Source organism: Candidatus Steffania adelgidicola, from assembly GCF_020541225.1.
Taxonomy (GTDB): Bacteria; Pseudomonadota; Gammaproteobacteria; order Enterobacterales; family Enterobacteriaceae; genus Steffania; species Steffania adelgidicola.
This window is the reverse complement of sequence record NZ_CP045889.1, coordinates 894,989-912,953: the sequence shown is the minus strand read 5'-3', so window position 1 is coordinate 912,953 and position 17,965 is coordinate 894,989. Positions and strand designations below refer to the sequence as shown.

Annotated in this window: 15 protein-coding genes; 9 read left to right on the top strand and 6 right to left on the bottom strand. The window is 41.4% G+C overall.

Annotated features, from left to right (window positions below; translation table 11 throughout):
- Window positions 1–2: 2 nt before the first annotated feature.
- The 6 genes from sucA to sdhC are packed head-to-tail and all read right to left on the bottom strand — an operon-like array spanning window position 3 to window position 6,262.
- Entirely contained in the window at window positions 3–2,810 is a 2,808-nt protein-coding gene (sucA, locus tag GFK82_RS02595) for a 2-oxoglutarate dehydrogenase E1 component (RefSeq protein WP_226810383.1), read from the bottom strand.
- Between the two features lie 26 nt (window positions 2,811–2,836).
- Entirely contained in the window at window positions 2,837–3,040 is a 204-nt protein-coding gene (locus tag GFK82_RS02590) for a hypothetical protein (protein ID WP_226810382.1), read from the bottom strand.
- Window positions 3,030–3,746 carry a succinate dehydrogenase iron-sulfur subunit gene (locus tag GFK82_RS02585; protein ID WP_226810381.1) on the bottom strand — a complete coding sequence of 239 codons (717 nt, stop codon included), beginning with the start codon at window positions 3,744–3,746 and terminating at the stop codon, window positions 3,030–3,032. The genes GFK82_RS02590 and GFK82_RS02585 overlap by 11 nt, the downstream gene beginning before the upstream one ends.
- Before the next feature lie 15 nt (window positions 3,747–3,761).
- Window positions 3,762–5,528 (bottom strand): succinate dehydrogenase flavoprotein subunit, encoded by a 1,767-nt coding sequence (gene sdhA / locus GFK82_RS02580; RefSeq protein ID WP_226810380.1) that lies wholly within the window; start codon window positions 5,526–5,528, stop codon window positions 3,762–3,764.
- A gap of 3 nt (window positions 5,529–5,531) precedes the next feature.
- Entirely contained in the window at window positions 5,532–5,879 is a 348-nt protein-coding gene (gene sdhD, locus GFK82_RS02575) for a succinate dehydrogenase membrane anchor subunit (protein ID WP_226810379.1), read from the bottom strand.
- Window positions 5,873–6,262 (bottom strand): succinate dehydrogenase cytochrome b556 subunit, encoded by a 390-nt coding sequence (gene sdhC, locus GFK82_RS02570; RefSeq protein WP_226810378.1) that lies wholly within the window; start codon window positions 6,260–6,262, stop codon window positions 5,873–5,875. Before sdhC ends, sdhD begins: the two co-directional genes overlap by 7 nt.
- Window positions 6,263–6,844: 582 nt before the next feature.
- On the opposite strand from sdhC, the gene GFK82_RS02565 reads away from it, so the two are divergent.
- The 9 genes from GFK82_RS02565 (at window position 6,845) to ruvX (ending at window position 14,741) form a co-directional block, all read left to right on the top strand.
- A complete protein-coding gene (locus GFK82_RS02565) occupies window positions 6,845–8,125 on the top strand; it encodes a citrate synthase (RefSeq protein WP_226810377.1) in 1,281 nt (426 codons plus the stop codon).
- 823 nt (window positions 8,126–8,948) lie between these two features.
- Entirely contained in the window at window positions 8,949–9,113 is a 165-nt protein-coding gene (locus tag GFK82_RS02560) for a hypothetical protein (RefSeq protein ID WP_226810376.1), read from the top strand.
- A gap of 198 nt (window positions 9,114–9,311) precedes the next feature.
- Window positions 9,312–9,482 carry a 50S ribosomal protein L32 gene (gene rpmF, locus GFK82_RS02555; RefSeq protein ID WP_226810375.1) on the top strand — a complete coding sequence of 57 codons (171 nt, stop codon included), beginning with the start codon at window positions 9,312–9,314 and terminating at the stop codon, window positions 9,480–9,482.
- A gap of 619 nt (window positions 9,483–10,101) precedes the next feature.
- On the top strand, window positions 10,102–10,263 hold the full coding sequence (locus GFK82_RS04015) for a hypothetical protein (RefSeq protein ID WP_226811283.1): 162 nt from the start codon (window positions 10,102–10,104) through the stop codon (window positions 10,261–10,263).
- A 258-nt stretch (window positions 10,264–10,521) separates the two neighbouring features.
- Window positions 10,522–11,475 (top strand): beta-ketoacyl-ACP synthase III, encoded by a 954-nt coding sequence (locus tag GFK82_RS02545; RefSeq protein WP_226810374.1) that lies wholly within the window; start codon window positions 10,522–10,524, stop codon window positions 11,473–11,475.
- A 17-nt stretch (window positions 11,476–11,492) separates the two neighbouring features.
- Window positions 11,493–12,428, top strand: coding sequence for an ACP S-malonyltransferase (gene fabD, locus GFK82_RS02540; RefSeq protein ID WP_226810373.1), 936 nt, complete (start codon window positions 11,493–11,495; stop codon window positions 12,426–12,428).
- An 8-nt stretch (window positions 12,429–12,436) separates the two neighbouring features.
- The gene (fabG, locus tag GFK82_RS02535) at window positions 12,437–13,171 is read left to right on the top strand and encodes a 3-oxoacyl-ACP reductase FabG (protein ID WP_226810372.1); all 735 of its coding nucleotides are present in this window, start codon (window positions 12,437–12,439) and stop codon (window positions 13,169–13,171) included.
- A 155-nt stretch (window positions 13,172–13,326) separates the two neighbouring features.
- Window positions 13,327–13,563, top strand: coding sequence for an acyl carrier protein (gene acpP / locus GFK82_RS02530; RefSeq protein WP_226810371.1), 237 nt, complete (start codon window positions 13,327–13,329; stop codon window positions 13,561–13,563).
- A 752-nt stretch (window positions 13,564–14,315) separates the two neighbouring features.
- Complete coding sequence (ruvX, locus tag GFK82_RS02525) at window positions 14,316–14,741, top strand: Holliday junction resolvase RuvX (protein ID WP_226810370.1); 426 nt, start codon at window positions 14,316–14,318, stop codon at window positions 14,739–14,741.
- Window positions 14,742–17,965: the final 3,224 nt, after the last annotated feature.

The following is a 17,965-nucleotide window of genomic DNA, read 5'->3' as shown; positions in this document are numbered from 1 at the left end:
TGTTAATTAACGTTCAGCGCGTCATTGACCAGATTTTTCTGCTGGCTTTGGTGAACGGAGAAATATCCAACTGCCGGTGAGGCGGAAGCTGGACGGCCTGCATAGCGCAGTGTGGCATTTTCGAATATTACTTCGCGGAAGTGGTGCTGGCTGCAATACCAGGCACCTTGGTTCTGCGGTTCTTCCTGGCACCAGACGAAATCTCGGACGTGCGCATATTGAGATAGCAGTTCTCGCACTGCTCGGAGCGGGAATGGATAAAGTTGTTCAATGCGCATAATGGCGACATCTTGCTGCGTGTTTTTTCGCCGCTGATCTAGCAAATCATAATATACTTTGCCGGAACACATCACTATGCGTTTTACCCTCTGTGGATCTAGGTTCTCCACTTCGCCGATGGCTGGTTGAAATGTGCCGTTAGCAAGCTCATCAAGGGATGAAGTAGCAAGAGGATGACGCAGAAGCGACTTAGGGGACATAACAATTAGAGGTCGACGCATATTGCGCAGCGCTTGCCGCCGTAACATATGATAGACCTGTGAAGGTGTCGAAGGGATGCATATTTGCATGTTTTGTTCCGCACATAGCTGGAGATAGCGCTCTAATCGGGCAGAAGAATGCTCGGGACCTTGGCCTTCATAACCGTGCGGCAACAGCATTACTAAACCGCACATGCGTCCCCATTTCTGCTCACCAGAACTGATAAATTGATCGATGACTACCTGGGCGCCGTTTGCGAAGTCTCCGAATTGTGCTTCCCAAATTACTAATGTGCGTGGCTCGGTGGTAGCATAACCATATTCAAATGCTAGTACTGCTTCTTCCGAGAGAACTGAATCCCAGACGCGAAAGCGGCCTTGAACCTTATGGAGGTGAGCGAGTGGAGTATACTGCGAGCCATTTTTCTGGTTGTGTATGACTGAGTGTCGGTGGAAGAAGGTACCACGCGCCGTATCTTCTCCTGACAGGCGGATTGGGATTCCTTGATCTAGCAGGGTAGCGTAGGCTAGTGTTTCTGCACCACCCCAGTCTAAAGGTTTTTTACCGAGAGCCATTGCATTACGGTCGTGATAAAGCTTAGCCACTCGTGGCTGCATCTCCACCTCTGGTGGTACTTCGCTAATACGCAGAGCTAACATTTTCAAATGGTTGCTCTCTATCTGGTTTGGGTAGTCTTCATCCCAGTCGCGATTGAGGTACGGCTGCCAGTAAAAAGAGTGTCTATTCATCTCTCGCCACTCCTTTACTACACATTCTCCTTGATCTAGTGCCTGCCGAAAGATATTAATCATGTCGGTGGCCTCATCGAGAGTAATTATGCCGGCGTTCTCAAGACGGTTAGCGTAGATTTGACGTGGAGTGAGATGCTCTTTAATCTTTTGATACATCATGGGTTGAGTGGCGCTTGGTTCATCAGCTTCGTTATGGCCGTGGCGGCGATAGCAGACCACATCGATCACCACATCTCGTTTAAAGGTGTTGCGGAAGTCAATTGCAAGGCGAGTGATGAATGCTACGGATTCAGGATCATCCGCATTGACGTGGAAGATTGGTGCTTGTACCATCTTAGCAATATCAGTGCAGTACTGGGTAGAGCGTGCGTCATAAGGTTTAGAGGTTGTGAAGCCGATCTGGTTATTGATAATAATCCGGACTGTCCCTCCAACGTCATAGGCGCGTGCCTTAGACATATTCAGAGTTTCCTGTACGACTCCTTGCCCACTGATAGCGGCATCGCCGTGGAGGGTAATTGGTAGTACCATTCCAGTGCTGTGTACATTTAGTCGATCGATCCGCGCGCGCACGGATCCCATTACTACTGCGCTGACGATTTCGAGATGAGATGGGTTGAACGCTAGTGCTACATGCACTAACCCGCCTTCTGTTTTAATATCGGAGGAGAAACCTTGATGGTACTTTACGTCGCCGGTACCTAAATACTCTTTATGCTTTCCGGTAAACTCGTCGAAGAGGTCTTGTGGTTTTTTACCCAGCACATTAACCAGTACGTTCAAACGGCCGCGATGCGCCATTCCCAGAACTACTTCCTGAGTGCCATTGATTCCGGCATAGCGAACTATCTCTTTTAGCATCGGAATCAGCGCATCCCCACCCTCTAATGAAAAACGTTTGGCTCCAGGAAATTTGACTCCAAGATAGCGCTCAATCCCTTCCGCTGCTGTTAGCTCAGTGAGAAAACGTTTTTTCTCTTCGCAGCTAAAGTTTGCCTGACCCTGGATCGACTCAATATGTTGCTGGATCCATTGTTTTTCTTCGGTATTGGTGATGTGCATATATTCTACACCAATTGTGCCGCAATAGGTTTTTTTTAGTGCTTGATATAAATCAGCTAATTGCATGGTATCACAACCAATGGCAAATGAACCTACATTAAATGTTTTCTGAAAATCGGTTTCACTGAGGTTATGGAAAGCGGGGTTGAGGTCAGGAATCGTTTCCTGTTTCCATAACTGTAGAGGATCTAGATCGGCATGTTGATGTCCGCGGACACGGAAAGCGTTAATGAGCTGTAAAACTTTGATTTGCTTTGAGTCGATATCAGGATTATTGATTGAGGTGGTATAGATTCTTGCACCCTTAGCGAGGTGTCGGAATTGCTCCCGGGTTTTTGAGTGACATTGTTCTGGGTTGACACTTGTAGGGGTCAGAGGTTGAAAAATCGTCTGCCAACTAGCCTCGACAGATTGAGGGTTTCTCAAGAACTCTTCATAGAGGTGCTCTATGTAAGACTGGTTGTCGCCCGCCAGATAGGAGGAATCTAGCCAGGCCTTCATTGCGCCGTTCTGCATTATGATCTCTTAAGCTTGTAAGCTTGCTAATCTTCAATTTTACCGTGGTTAACCCGAAATCGGATAACATATAAGCAGTTTAGTCGGCGGATGACCCACATGGCAGCCCTATAATCCGAAAACCTTTGAGCACTAGCTAAAATTGGAGCCACTAACCAGCCTTCAAAGGCGTTGTTCTTCGCCTTCTCTGGCGCTGTGCGTTGTGGCCGTGAGTACTCATCAGGCGCCATGATGTGCTATCATCCTTTTTATATGACCGATAGCTTTAGTGGGGTTAAGTCCTTTAGGGCATACGCTGACACAATTCATAATGCTGTGACAGCGAAAAACACTAAAAGCATCATTTAGCGCATTCAGCCGTTCCTTCTGATGGGTATCGCGATTATCCATAAGGAAGCGATATGAGGCCAAAAGCCCCGCCGGTCCGATAAATTTATCAGGATTCCACCAGAAGGACGGACAGGAAGTGGAGCAGCAGGCACAGAGAATACACTCATACAGTCCATCCAGCTTGATGCGTTGTTCTGGGGATTGAAGATGTTCGCGTTCAGGAGGATTACCCCCGTCGTTAATTAAAAATGGTTTGATCTTCTCGTACTGGGCATAGAATTGCCTCATGTCCACTATTAAATCTCGGATAATGGGGAGGCCGGGAAGTGGGCGGATGACGATTTGATGGTCGCTCTTATGTAGCGTAGATAACGGTGTAATACACGCTAGCCCATTTTTTCCATTTATGTTAACGCCGTCAGAGCCGCATACTCCTTCACGGCAAGAACGACGGAACGATAAGCTTGGATCCTGTTCTTTTAGTTGGATTAACGCATCTAGTAACATCATATCGCAGCCCTCTTCTATAGTAAGAGTGTATAGCTGCATGTGCGATTTTTCGTCAACGTCAGGATTATAACGATAGATGGAAAAATCAACTTTCATAATTTATTCTCCGCCTTAGTAAGTGCGCACTCTCGGCGGAAACGCCGCGCGTAATGTTGGTTTCATATTGACTTTACGTCGAGTCATAATATCACGTTCTGGTAAGTACAGTGAGTGACACAGCCAGTTTTCATCATCGCGATTTGGGAAGTCAAAGCGGCTGTGGGCACCGCGGCTTTCAGTTCGGAAATTTGCTGCGACTGCAGTAGAGTAAGCGGTTGCCATTAGATTATCTAGCTCCAGGCATTCCACCCTCTGGGTGTTGAATGCTTGTGAAGTATCATCAAGACGAGCATGATGCAAACGTTCTCGGATTTCTTTAAGCTCTTCCAGTCCCTGAGCCATTGTGTCCCCTTCTCGAAATACGGAGAAGTTGTTTTGCATACAGAGCTGTAGCGCTTGACGGATTTGAACCGGATTTTCGCCACAACGATTGTTATTCCAGCGATGATAGCGACCCATTGCTGCATCGATGTCATTGTTGCTAGCATCACGCGACGGCCCCTGCTCTTGTAGTAATGCTTGCAGATGTATCCCAGCTGCACGACCGAAAACTATTAGATCTAGAAGCGAATTACCGCCTAATCGATTCGCACCGTGTACCGATACGCAGGCAACTTCACCTACAGCGAATAGGCCAGGGATTACTACCTCTTTACCTGTGTCGTTAAGATTAATGACCTGACCAGTTACTTTTGTTGGAACGCCCCCCATCATATAATGACAAGTAGGAGTGACGGGAATTGTTTCTTTAATCGGGTCCACGTGAGCAAAGGTGCGTGATAGTTCTAGTATCCCCGGTAAACGAGATTCCAGTACCTCTTTTCCTAAATGGTCGAGTTTCAGTTTTACGTGCGGCCCCCACGGTCCATTGCAGCCCCGGCCTTCGCGAATCTCGATCATGATCGAACGAGCTACCACATCTCGGCCTGCTAGATCCTTGGTATTCGGTGCGTAACGCTCCATGAAGCGTTCACCGTTTTTATTCAGTAAATAACCGCCTTCACCACGACACCCCTCAGTGACTAGGACTCCTGCGCCCGCGATACCGGTAGGATGAAATTGCCACATTTCCATATCTTGGACAGGCGCGCCCGCGCGTAGTGCCATGCCGATGCCATCGCCAGTATTTATGTGCGCGTTGGTTGTGGATGGGTATATACGTCCGGCACCACCGGTAGCTAGAATGGTTGCGGCGGCTTTAAAATAGATCACTTCTCCGGTTTCAATACAGAGTCCGGTGCAACCTACTACCACTGCATCCTGATTTTTGACGAGATCTAGAGCATACCATTCAGAAAAAATAGTGGTGTGGTTTTTTAGGTTTTGCTGGTAAAGCGTATGTAGCAGTGCATGCCCAGTACGGTCAGCAGAAGCTGCGGTGCGCGCCGCCTGTGCGCCCCCATACTGAATCGATTGGCCACCAAACGGGCGCTGATAGATGCGCCCGTCATCGAAACGGGAAAATGGTAATCCCATATGCTCTAGCTCTAGTACGGCTTCTGGGCCAGTTTTACACATATATTCAATGGCGTCTTGATCTCCAATATAGTCCGACCCTTTTACTGTATCATACATGTGCCATTGCCAGTCGTCTTCATGGCTATTGCCGAGTGCAACGGTAATGCCACCCTGTGCTGATACTGTATGGGAGCGCGTCGGAAAAACTTTGGAAATTAAGGCGCAGGAGAGCCCCATCTGGGAAATTTGTAGTGCAGCACGCATGCCCGCGCCTCCTGCGCCAATTACAATAGCCTCAAACTCTCTTACTGGCAGTCTCATTGACTATACCCCCCAGACAATAACAGTTCCATAAAGTAAGTATGCTATAAGCACAGTGGCGATAGCTAACTGCAGCAGAAGCCGTAGGGACAGAGTTTTGATGTAATCAGTTAATATCTGCCACATCCCGATCCAAGTATGCACTAAAATAGAAAGCAGGGTTAGCATAGTAAATACTTTCATAATGGAATTGCTAAAAAAACTACGCCAAAGCTCATAAGTAAGAGATTCTGAAAACAAAATAAAACCAGCAAGATACATTATGTAAAGGAAAATTAAAATTGCGGATGAACGAACTAATAACCACTCATGAACTCCGTTACGCCCTAACGCCGAGGTATTGCTTACCATAAAAAAACTCCAGCTAACATGGACAGGACGACGGTTAGTGAAAATGTGATAATTGCGGTAGCGTTACCTAGCTTCAATGTTTCTTCTAGATAGCCGAAATCCATCAGAATATGACGGATGCCAGCAAGAGTGTGATAGGCACACGCTGTGAGAATAGCCCAAAACAAAAATTTCATGAGTAGATGATCCATCATGCATGATGCTTGGATAAAACCTGAAGGAGAGGCAAGGGATACTCCAAGTATCCAGAGGAGTATACCGATGGCTATAAACATGACAACGCCGGATATGCGATGAAGAATGGATGCGACTGCAGTGATAGGGAACCGGATTGTTCGAAGATTTAAGTTAATAGGTCTTTGTTTTTTCACGGGTTTACCCATAAAACTATTACGATATTCCTTTTTCCCCTCTGGTTTTCTTTAGAGAATACAGCGTTAACGGGATAAAGTGTATTGAATCTCATCTGGTAAATCCAGAATTCCTTAACACGCAAATTGTAGATGTATTAAATAACGCTGCTTATTTCTGTCAAAGGGCTTTCCGGAGACTTCATTAAAGCATAAAGATTTTACATGATAATTACAATTACCATATAACCAGTTTATTAAGATTTAAACAATTTAGCGATCAATATCACAATTATTAAATATTTTACAAGGGAATGGCTTGACCTTAACGATAAGTCACCCTTTTTTATGCTATAGTCCATATATCTAATGATATATATATGTAATCATTATTCCCATTCGGGAATATGCAAAAGTATAATGTGATTACTTTAATTAGGGGGGGGTTAAGACATTGTCTACAAGACAATGTCTTAAGTAAAGGTTCATTCAAGAATACTGTTCGTTCATTCAACTTTTACGCGAGAAGCGTCAGGTTTCGCCTGGCTTAGCCTGCTAAGGAGAAGCGGCCGGGAAAAGCGCCAAGCGCTGTGACCGGAACTAAAGGAAGGTATAATGGCTGAAAGTAAAGCAACTTTGATTCCTGCGGGGGGTGACCCTATTTGCATGGGTATGCTAATAGGTACCATGGGCGAAAAAGAGATTGATATCCGCAACTTGGGAACTCAGGGATATTTCACTTTCGATCCCGGCTTCACATCAACTGCTTCCTGTGAATCGAGGATCACTTATATTGATGGTGATCAAGGCATATTGTTACACCGCGGCTTTCCTATTGATCAGTTGGCGCTTTCGTCGAACTATCTAGAGGTCTGCTATATTCTGTTAAACGGTGAAGCCCCGACACAAGAGCAGTTTGATGAGTTTCGTACTATCGTAACTCGGCATACTATGATTCATGAACAGATTACGCGACTGTTTCATGGTTTTCGCCGAGACTCCCATCCGATGGCGGTTATGTGCGGGGTTACCGGCGCGTTGGCAGCATTCTATCATGACTCGCTGGATGTGAATGTCGAACGTCACCGGGAAATTGCTGCGTTCCGCTTGTTGTCGAAAATGCCTACTGTGGCAGCCATGTGCTACAAGTATTCGCTAGGTCAGATTTTTATCTATCCACGCAATGATTTATCATACGCCGGCAATTTTCTGCATATGATGTTTGCTACGCCCTGTGAGAGTTACGAGGTCGATCCGGTACTAGAGCGGGCTATGGATCGCATTCTTATTTTACATGCTGACCATGAACAGAATGCTTCCACCTCAACGGTTCGCACCGCTGGCTCTTCAGGCGCTAATCCGTTTGCCTGTATAGCGGCGGGTATAGCCTCCCTATGGGGACCTGCCCATGGTGGCGCAAACGAAGCTTGTTTGCGCATGCTTGAGGAGATCAATAAAGTGGAGCATATCCCCGAGTTTATTAAGCGCGCTAAGGATAAAAATGATGCCTTTCGCCTCATGGGCTTCGGACATCGAGTGTATAAAAACTACGATCCCCGTGCCACCGTGATGCGAGAAACCTGTCATGAAGTATTAAAAACACTTAAACTCTCAGATGATCTCTTGGCTGTGGCGATGGAACTTGAGTATATCGCACTACACGACCCGTATTTTAAAGAGCGAAAACTGTATCCAAATGTTGACTTCTATTCTGGCATCATATTAAAAGCCATGGGGATCCCTTCAACCATGTTTACAGTGATTTTTGCTATGGCGCGTACTGTCGGTTGGATTGCCCACTGGAAAGAGATGCACGATGATGGTTTGAAGATCGCTCGTCCTCGCCAATTGTACACCGGCTATGCACGACGAGATTTCCATAGCCAGAGTAAGTAATCTTACGGATTTATGTAAGCGATTAGTCGTTGAATTTCGGAAATGTTATATGAATTTTCATTCACTAGATTTTGTGCAATAATTTTTATTGATACAAATCGTACGCTTTAATAAATTCTTATCATTTTATAAACCTGGGCTCGAGAGCCAGCCTGCTGATTTTCCGTTTAATTCCATCCCATAGTATAGCTATCTATCTGGAGAGAGATATAATGTAAACTAATTTACAGATTCTCTTTGTAGTCTAAGAACATTCATGATAATGAATATTATCTTTAAACTGTTTAATAATTGTCTATTATCCAATTAGTTTTAGGCAGTAAAACTGCGAGCATACCCTAGGAGATTTTAATAAACATTAAATGCACTCATTCAAAAAAAACATGCTGCCTCATAAAAAGTAATTGTTTTACGGTAGTAATCATGAGATGTAAGAAGTATTGTAGTATACATGATGCTCTACTCTTATAAAGACAAACGCTGTGGTTGTTAGGCTTAAGGCGCCCTAACACAGTATACAGATTCCTGTGATATAATTGTTAATAACAGTATTTTATATGTCGTATAATAACCTATCGCTTTATTTTAAACTATTTGGAATTAATAATGTGAATATAGGTAAACCATGATGGGAAACACCATTTTTTTAACTCCTAATGTTTATAATTCTAATAGTCTAGATCTTTTAAAAAAGAAGATCATCAAACTATTGATGCATAGCGATTCTCTGATTGGGCAATTTGTACAATTGCATTTATAGGTAAAATTTATGAAAAATATCAAGCGTATATTGTCGTTTTTAATCAATAAGTAGTGATTAGCCGTGTCGATCGATCTTGCAAGTGTAGAAAAATCTTTGCTAACGGCGGCTAATGATCCGCATCTGTTTCGGATATTTGCAATATTTAGCTTTCAGCTGGCTGTTATGGGTAAACGGGGGAAAAATATGATTGTAAATATAAAAATGCACCTACGTAGCTCAATGTAACTGGTTAGATTTATTGAAAATAATTAAATTTCAAATTTGTTCTTTATTACGGATATCGCTGATATATGTCTGTTATCGGGGCTGCCAAGTGTTCTGTACAGGAACACTAATTTACTTAAAGACTCATCTAAGATGGATGAGTCTAATGCATTTTTATATTCATCAAGTAAAAGCGTAAATACTCAAGGAGTAATGTTTATGGCCGTACAACAAAATAAACCTACCCGTTCTAAGCGGGGAATGCGTCGTTCTCACGACGCTCTGGCTACTTCCGTTCTATCAGTGGATAAAGTTTCTGGTGAAACCCACCTGCGTCACCATATTACTGCCAGCGGTTTCTATCGCGGTTGCAAAGTTATCTCTAAGTAATGTTTAAAGGCGATATATTGAGACGTCTAACTCTTGTGTTAAATGCTATAAGGATAGGTGACTTCGGTCCATCTGTAAAACGGTGCCTGCGGAATTTCTGGCGTTGTTTTCATATCTACAACTTTAACTATTTCTTTTCGGTAACCCAAAAGAAATTAATTTGTTACTATCAAAAATTAACACTGCTCTTCTCGAAATATTAATCCTTCCTCCTTCTGAATCGGTTATTACTAATAAGGCAAACCTTCACAGGTCGTACGCGACAGCATGATACCTTAATGTCTATTGCCCTTACGTGCACGCATCAAGGATAATCGTGCTTAGGCCTGTGTAATTGCAGCTATAATATTGGGGGGAATAATGTGGGTTGGCGAAATTGGTGCTAAGACCGTGTCATAGTGTTTGTACCCCTATCCAAAGCAGGGTAAAACGATCGTGTTGAATATAAACGAAAACCTTGTCTGTAATGTGTGATAGTACTCCAGTTTTCTTTGATGGTCACGGGTGGTTGAAGAGTGTATCAAAGAGGTAAAGAACTTGCAAGTAGCACTGTTAACATTGCCAAGGAAGAATAAAAGGCCTCAATCCCATTCACGAGACGGTATTATTATTAAGATAAATACCATCGATAAATTATATTGCCTGTCTTGAAGCTAATGACTTATTAACAGGAACAATAGATGTTCTGGTCTGTTATGGTTTTATCACTAATGTTACATCAAAAACTATGGAAGGAGTGATCAGAGTTTTTCTCATTGCTAAGTTCCTCTGGAGAAAATAAGGATCAGGGTTGGTTTATGCCATGGGTCAAGCAGCGCCTGAGATATCGCTTAATCTGTCAATTCGGATAACTAATCCCGATCAATATCATGGCCTTGCCTGATAGGTTTGCGAGGCACTGTAAGCAAAAGCCACGGTCTATGGTACTTTAAGTATCCGTGCTGCTATCGAACAGGCAATGCAAGCGGTGGAGCGGCAGATTCCGAAGAAAATAGCCGCTTTCCTGGATGCGGTACTACCCAAGAGTGATTAAGTGTAAATGTTTACTAAGATTTTTGGTACGGGAAGCTATCTCCCGAAGCATATCCGGTCTAATGCTGACCTAGAAAAAATGGTAGATACTTCGGATGAGTGGATTGTTACTCGCACTGGCATTCGAGAACGGCGTATCGCTAGTGTCGATGAAACCGTTGCAAGCATGGGGCATCATGCTGCAAAGCATGCTCTGAATATGGCCTCTATTAAGGCAGAAAATGTCGGTATAATTATCGTTGCGACCACCTCCTCAAGTCATGCTTTTCCTAGTTCAGCCTGTCAGATTCAGCGCGCACTGAGAATTAACAATTGCATTGCTTTTGATTTAGCTGCAGCCTGTGCCGGTTTTGTGTATGCGCTAAGTGTGGCAGATGCTTATATCAAGAATGGCACAATTGAGTATGCGCTTGTGGTCGGCTCCGATGCTCTTAGTCATACCCTAGACCCTGAGAATCGCGGTACGCTAGTTTTATTCGGGGACGGAGCCGGTGCTGTGTTACTTGGACGCTCGACTACACCAGGAATTATCTCGACACATTTGCATGCCGATGGTCGCTATGGCGATCTGCTAACGTTACCGTATCATAATCGCCTAAATCCTACCTCTTCAGCTTACTTGAAGATGTCGGGTAACGAAGTTTTTAAGGTCGCAGTTACTGAATTAGCGAATATTGTTGACGAAACGCTTAACGCTAACGCATTCACCAGCACAGATCTGGATTGGTTAGTACCTCATCAGGCTAATTTACGAATTATTACCGCCACTGCTAAACGTTTAGATATTAGCATAGAGAAAGTGCTGATTACTCTTGACCGGCATGGAAATACATCTGCTGCTTCAGTGCCGTTAGCCCTAGACGAAGCGGTACGAGATGCCCGTATTCAGCCGGGACACTTAGTACTACTCGAAGCTTTTGGGGGGGGGGTCACCTGGGGTTCAGCATTGTTACGGTTTTAAATGATAGGAATAAGTAGATGACGCTTTTGGGTATGGTATTTCCAGGGCAGGGCTCTCAAGAAGTAGGTATGCTAGCGGAGTTAGCACAAGACCATACGATAGTCGAAGAGACGTTTGCCGAGGCCTCCTCTGTCTTAGGTTATAATTTATGGCAGCGAGTGCAGAAAGGTCCAAGTAAAGAACTGAATAAAACTTCGCAAACTCAGCCAGCATTACTGGCGGCGTCTGTCGCGATATGGCGTGTATGGCAGGAGCATGGAGGGAAAATGCCGATGCTACTTGCGGGTCATAGCCTTGGCGAATATTCGGCGCTAGTCTGTGCTGGGACTCTGGATTTTACTGCAGCAATTGAGCTGGTGACGTTACGCGGAAAGTTGATGGAGGAAGCAGTGCCGACTGGGATCGGGGCGATGTCAGCCATCATTGGGCTTGAGAGTGACGCTGTTGCCGCTGCCTGTGAGCAGGCGGCCCAAGGACAAGTGGTGTCCCCGGCAAATTTTAATGCACCGGGGCAAGTGGTTATTACTGGACACAAAGAAGCAGTGCAGAGGGCGAGCCTTACCTGTAAGGCTTTGGGGGCTAAGCGTGTGATTTTGCTACCGATTAGCGTGCCGTCTCATTCAGGTTTAATGAGGTTTGCTGCAGAAAAGTTATTTCAGGCCATGGAAGCGGTAAAGTTTACCCCTCCCAAGATTCCAGTGATTAACAATGTTCATGTGCGTCCTGAGCAAGATCCAGAGGAAATTCGACAGGCGCTAGTACGCCAGCTTTATAGCCCAGTACGCTGGACTGAAACTGTGGAGTACCTTGCGGATCAAGGTGTAGAAGCATTATTAGAAATGGGTCCTAGTAACGTGCTCACCGGATTGACAAAACGTATTGTAGGTAGCCTGTCGGCTGCAGTGGTGAATGATCCTGCCTCGTTATCCACAGCGCTTAAATATTATAATTGAGGTTTTAGATGAGTTTGAAAGGTAAAATTGCACTGGTAACCGGAGCTAGCAGAGGCATCGGGCGAGCAATAGCAGAAATGCTTGCGGCGCGTGGTGCAACATTAATTGGTACAGCTACCACTGAAACAAGCGCTGCCGCTATTACTGCATATCTAGATCACCATGGAAAAGGAATGCAATTGGATATTTCTAATAACGCTTCTATCGATATATTTTTGCAGAAAATTCGGGCGGAATTTGGTGATGCGGATATTTTAGTAAATAATGCAGCTATTACGCGTGATCATCTCCTCATGCGTATGCAAGAGGATGACTGGCAATCTGTTCTAGATGCTAACTTAACCTCTGTATTTCGCATGTCGAAAGCGGTAATACGGGCTATGATGAAAAAACGCTATGGTAGAATTATTACAATAGGTTCTGTTGTTGGTGCTACAGGTAATGCTGGGCAGGCAAATTATGCTGCGGCTAAGGCAGGCTTGATTGGCTTTAGTAAATCGCTCGCTCGTGAAGTGGCTTCAAGAGGCATTACAGTTAATGTAGTGGCACCAGGATTTATCGCTACCGATATGACAAAAGCGTTAACAAATGAGCATCGTGAAAATATTTTATCTCAGATCCCCGCTAAGCGTCTTGGCTATCCAAAAGAAATTGCCAGTGCTGTCGCTTTTTTTGCATCTGATGAGGCATCATATATTACTGGGGAAACGATACATATTAATGGTGGGATGTATATGCTATAAAACATATAAAAATCATTTGCGTTATTTGTGGTAAAAACCGCAAAATAACATAAAATACCGGTTATCCTAGCCAGGATTGAGTTATATTTTTTTGGTATTTTATATATTAGGGAAAACCGATCGCGTAAGCGAATTTTGATAGGAAATTTAAGAGAATGAGCACTATCGAAGAAAGTGTTAAGGCAATCATTGCCGAGCAACTTGGCGTTAAGAAAGAAGAAGTGATAAATAATGCTTCTTTTGTTGAAGATCTTGGGGCCGACTCTCTTGACACCGTTGAACTGGTAATGGCACTGGAAGAAGAGTTTGATACTGAAATTCCGGACGAAGAAGCGGAGAAAATCACTACTGTTCAAGCAGCGATTGATTTTATTCAGGCCAGCCAACAATAAAAGAATATTCAGATGCGGTCGTTTGGCCGCTTATATGTTATTTTTTCATATAAAGAGCAAAAAGTTCTTTTGAGATTACTGGTCATTTCCTGGTACTTAGATAGAAATAATTCTGTAAGGTATTGTTATCACTCCCTATTATTTTCTAGACTAGAAATACAGTGTATTATATTAGTAATTTAAATAGGTAGATTGAATTAGTATTTCGATTCTTACTTTCGGTCTCATTTAAAAATGGGACGAGTCAGTGATCCTATTTTTTATAACTAATGTTATTCAATTACTTATCTAAGTAAGATGTACCGAATTCGTACATGACTGTACAGCATTTTTTTAAAAATTGAGTGGTCGCACTCTACGATAGGTATTTAAAACGTTTAGCTATCGATTGTAGAAGTTTACTAATAGAATCTCAAAGGTTATACCGCCTCCCTATTTTCAGCTAAAATAGCGAGGCGGGGTGTCAGTGTCCTCTGATGTTTTGTTGGCAGGCAATGATGCTTTTATCCTGAAATCTTCACGCTTAAGTTTTGATTCCAACAGCAAGATATTCTCGCACATACAATCACTAGTATTTAAGAGCAGATGACAATGACCGGTACCACCTCTTACTTTTATAACATCTGGGTTTTAATTCTTTATGTTTTTATAATAACTCGATTGGATATTTATATCCTGCTAAAACTTTATAAATCCGTTACAAATCCGGGAAGCAATGTACATAAGATTCTCGCACCGGTAGATGATGCTTGATGATTGCTTCCGGTAGTATTATGGCATTTGATTTTGGCACCAAAAACATTGGTATAAGTATTGGTCAGCGTGTAACTTTCACTGCTCGCCCCCTGATGACGCTCAAAGCTAAAAATGGTGTACCTAACTGGCAACAGATTCAAAGATTGTTCGACGAGTGGCACCCAGATATAGTGGTAGTGGGATTACCCCTGACTATGAATGGTAGTGAGCAGCCTATAACTGCTCGGGTACGTACATTTTCCAATCGGCTTCATGGGCATTTTGGCATTCAAGTGGTGTTGCATGATGAGCGACTCAGCACTGTCGAAGCCCGTGTTAGACTATTTGAGCGTGGCGGTTACCGCGCTCTTATGAAAAGTAAAATTGATGCGTATTCAGCTGTTATTATATTAGAAAGTTGGTTTAACCAACTTCAGCAATAATGTTAGAACATCTCCAGGTAGAGATGACTTTGATTGTATGGTTGTGCTACCCACCACTGATAAACTAGCACCCTCTCCATTGTAAATGCTGTGTTGATTGCGGGCTGCATTATTACAGAGATTCCCCTAGCTCTAGATTAATTTCCATATACTTACGTGATACTTCCGATACCAGTGAGGGGAGTATGGATCGCAATCACTTGTTTTAATTTTATCTTTTCTTAAGATACGGTAATTCGTTTAGCAAATCTTTCACTCTATTATTGACCTAATTTTATAGCTCTGATCAAGAGCTGATGGCTATGCTATAATTGATGCTTTACGGGTTGCTGTCCATAGATATGATAGTTTCCATATTTTTTTTGAGTATCACTTGACTTAAAGTAGTCCATCAGCAATGGAGAGCTCTTTTGGTAAAAATACTCTAAATAATACGATTACCCGTAACTGTGTGGATGCCTTTCCTAATCGATTCGCACGAATCCGACATTATGTATAGGAACGTATTGTTGTTTATTTTAAGTAGGTTCATCCAAGTTATTTATTAACTCAGTATAAATTAAAACCGTGGTTATCTATTCTACGTGAATGACATTGCGCAACCATGATTTTATTTATGAATATAATAGTAGAGTAAGATGGTCAGTGATATTAAGCTTTGATAATAAGTGATTCACTATATGTCTCTTTTTTTTGTATTTTTAGGTTCAAAATCACTCTGGATTTATTTTAAGAGCTACATTACATAATGGACTCAAAGTGCGTAAGTGATGTTACGTATTAGTTGCTGTATAATTTTTCATATTCTCCAATAATCCTGATAAGAAGGGGATCTATACAAAAAAGGAAGTAATATTAAAAGATTTTGTTGGTTTCTTATAAAAAGATCTTTATATCTATGTGTAGATAACTGATCGTATTTTTTTGGAAGAAATCATGTTATGATATTGTTGATTTTTATTCTATTTTATAGAGAATATTGTTCTTTTTTTGATTTTAACAATATTTAAAATTTAATTGATATCCTACATGCAGCTAATTATAAAAGGTTAAAACAGAAAAATATTATCTCAGAGCAATTAGTAAGTACTCCTCATCAGGTGCCTGCGTTATTTACAACTGATCAGTAATATTGCCTGCTCCCTTTGAATTATTACTGCTTCTGTGCATAATGGAAGTGATACGGTGTTTTCATTACTCAGACACAAAGTGGTGAGGGTTTTTAAGTTTCTTGTAGTGGCACTCTTTTCTTAAAGAGTGAGAGAGTTTTCATCTGTTATTAGAGATAGATTAGCATGATTTTTCTATTCGAATTCTGGTAGAGAAATAAACTAATCTTAACGAAAAATAGGCATTTTAATTAGGGAGAGAAGCTGTTAGGAATACTTCAAGAAGTTTCATTATTATTTCTGATATGATAATTTTTGGTTATAGAGGATGATGAATAAGCATTTGAAGGCTATTTAATGATTTTCTTGTTTCTTTTAAAAGAAACAATATTGAAATGCGTTTTGAATAGCGAAGTTGTTGCTAGATTTATTGTTGCTTTTATATACTAGGGAATATTGATGATAACGTTTTAAAGATTAGATATCTGGTAAGAATTAGGATTCTTTATCAGAGTTGAATGTTTTTAAGGTGTACGAATTAAGCTGGGTGTAACTTCAGTCCGATCAAAAGCAATTGGAAACGTTAACATGCGAATTGCACAAGAGCAATTCAGCATTGCTGATGCTGTGATCATATTTAAATTGGAAGAAAAATATGGATAGTGCATTGATGTTAATGTAGAGGGGTAGCTTAAGACTGTTGTATAACTTCTTTATAATGCCAGGTATTCCTTAGTTGTCCCAGTATGATTCTTTATTGAGATAAAGAAAAATCCTATTTTAGATATATCACTTGCTAGTGTAGCATGTTTAATCTGAAATAATTCAAATAACAAGGGAGATGGATTTAAACATAGAAAACCTATTGTTAGTTATAAACATATGATTAGAATCATATGCTTAGTTATATCTATTTTTTTTGTGGTTTTGATTGAGTAGAAGTGGATATATTTAAACTATTGATATTTAATCGCAGCATATTGGACTAATTCTTAGTATATACCCTACTTTTAGTATTCAATACTCTGCCAATTAAGAATAGAGTAGATTTAGATAAATGTGATAAGTTTTATGAAACCATTTTTATATATGAAATAAGTAATGATTCTCAGGAATAATGATCATATTATCTATTATTTATAGATAATATGTCTCTGTTTTAGGGGGATGAGTGTTTTTGATACACAAAACGCGCTGGTCTTTCCTAACAATTTTCGAACGGATTCATGTGGATTTCCAGACCTCGTCGTATCTGAAGTTATGTTTACAACGTTATGGTTATAAGCAGAGAATGTTTTACATTCGGAAAATATAAAGTAATGAAATAAATTCTTTAGGTGAATATTTAATCTTTTTTAAACACGTTCAATACAACCTAAAGACTCTGTCTTTGCATCGATATAGATCGTGCGATCTTGATGGCTATTTGTTTGTCTCTATTACACCCACCACCTTCTTAACATATGATGCGTCTTATGGGATTTGGACAGAGCATCACCTTTATGGGTATATATCTGATGCTAACAAAATAAGGTAACATATATTTAATTTTTTACCTAAATAACTTACTATAGATAAACTATTTTAGTTTATCTTAAAATTTAAAACATAATTTTCCTGTAGATTATGCGATATAACATTACACTATCTATTGTTGGCGAATTATATTAAGAAGCTGCTGTAGGGATATGTGTAGTTCTAGAATCAAGAGAGGTCTTGAAGAGACTCAGGTACTAAAATAGTATTGCAGGCCATTTGAGATTAGTACAAAGTGAAATCTGAATTGTTTTAAAGGACACCATACTGCTTTTTATATGAAAATACTAAAATAAGATATGTCTGTTATTTATTAGCGTCAGTAATGATTTGTAGTCTATATTTTATATATCCAAATATAGATTTTGGTGGGTCAGTATTGTTCGGATTCTGGAGATTACTTTGAATATCGTGCTTGTTTATTTAAAAATTTTATCGGAGTAAAATCATGAATATTACACTATCACTGTAGTTCTGATGGAGTTTTAGGTAAACGAGTTTAATGATATATTGTTAATTTCTACTTGCATAATATACCGCTAGTTGTTAAGGCTTTTTAGGTTTGGCTGTCATGATAGA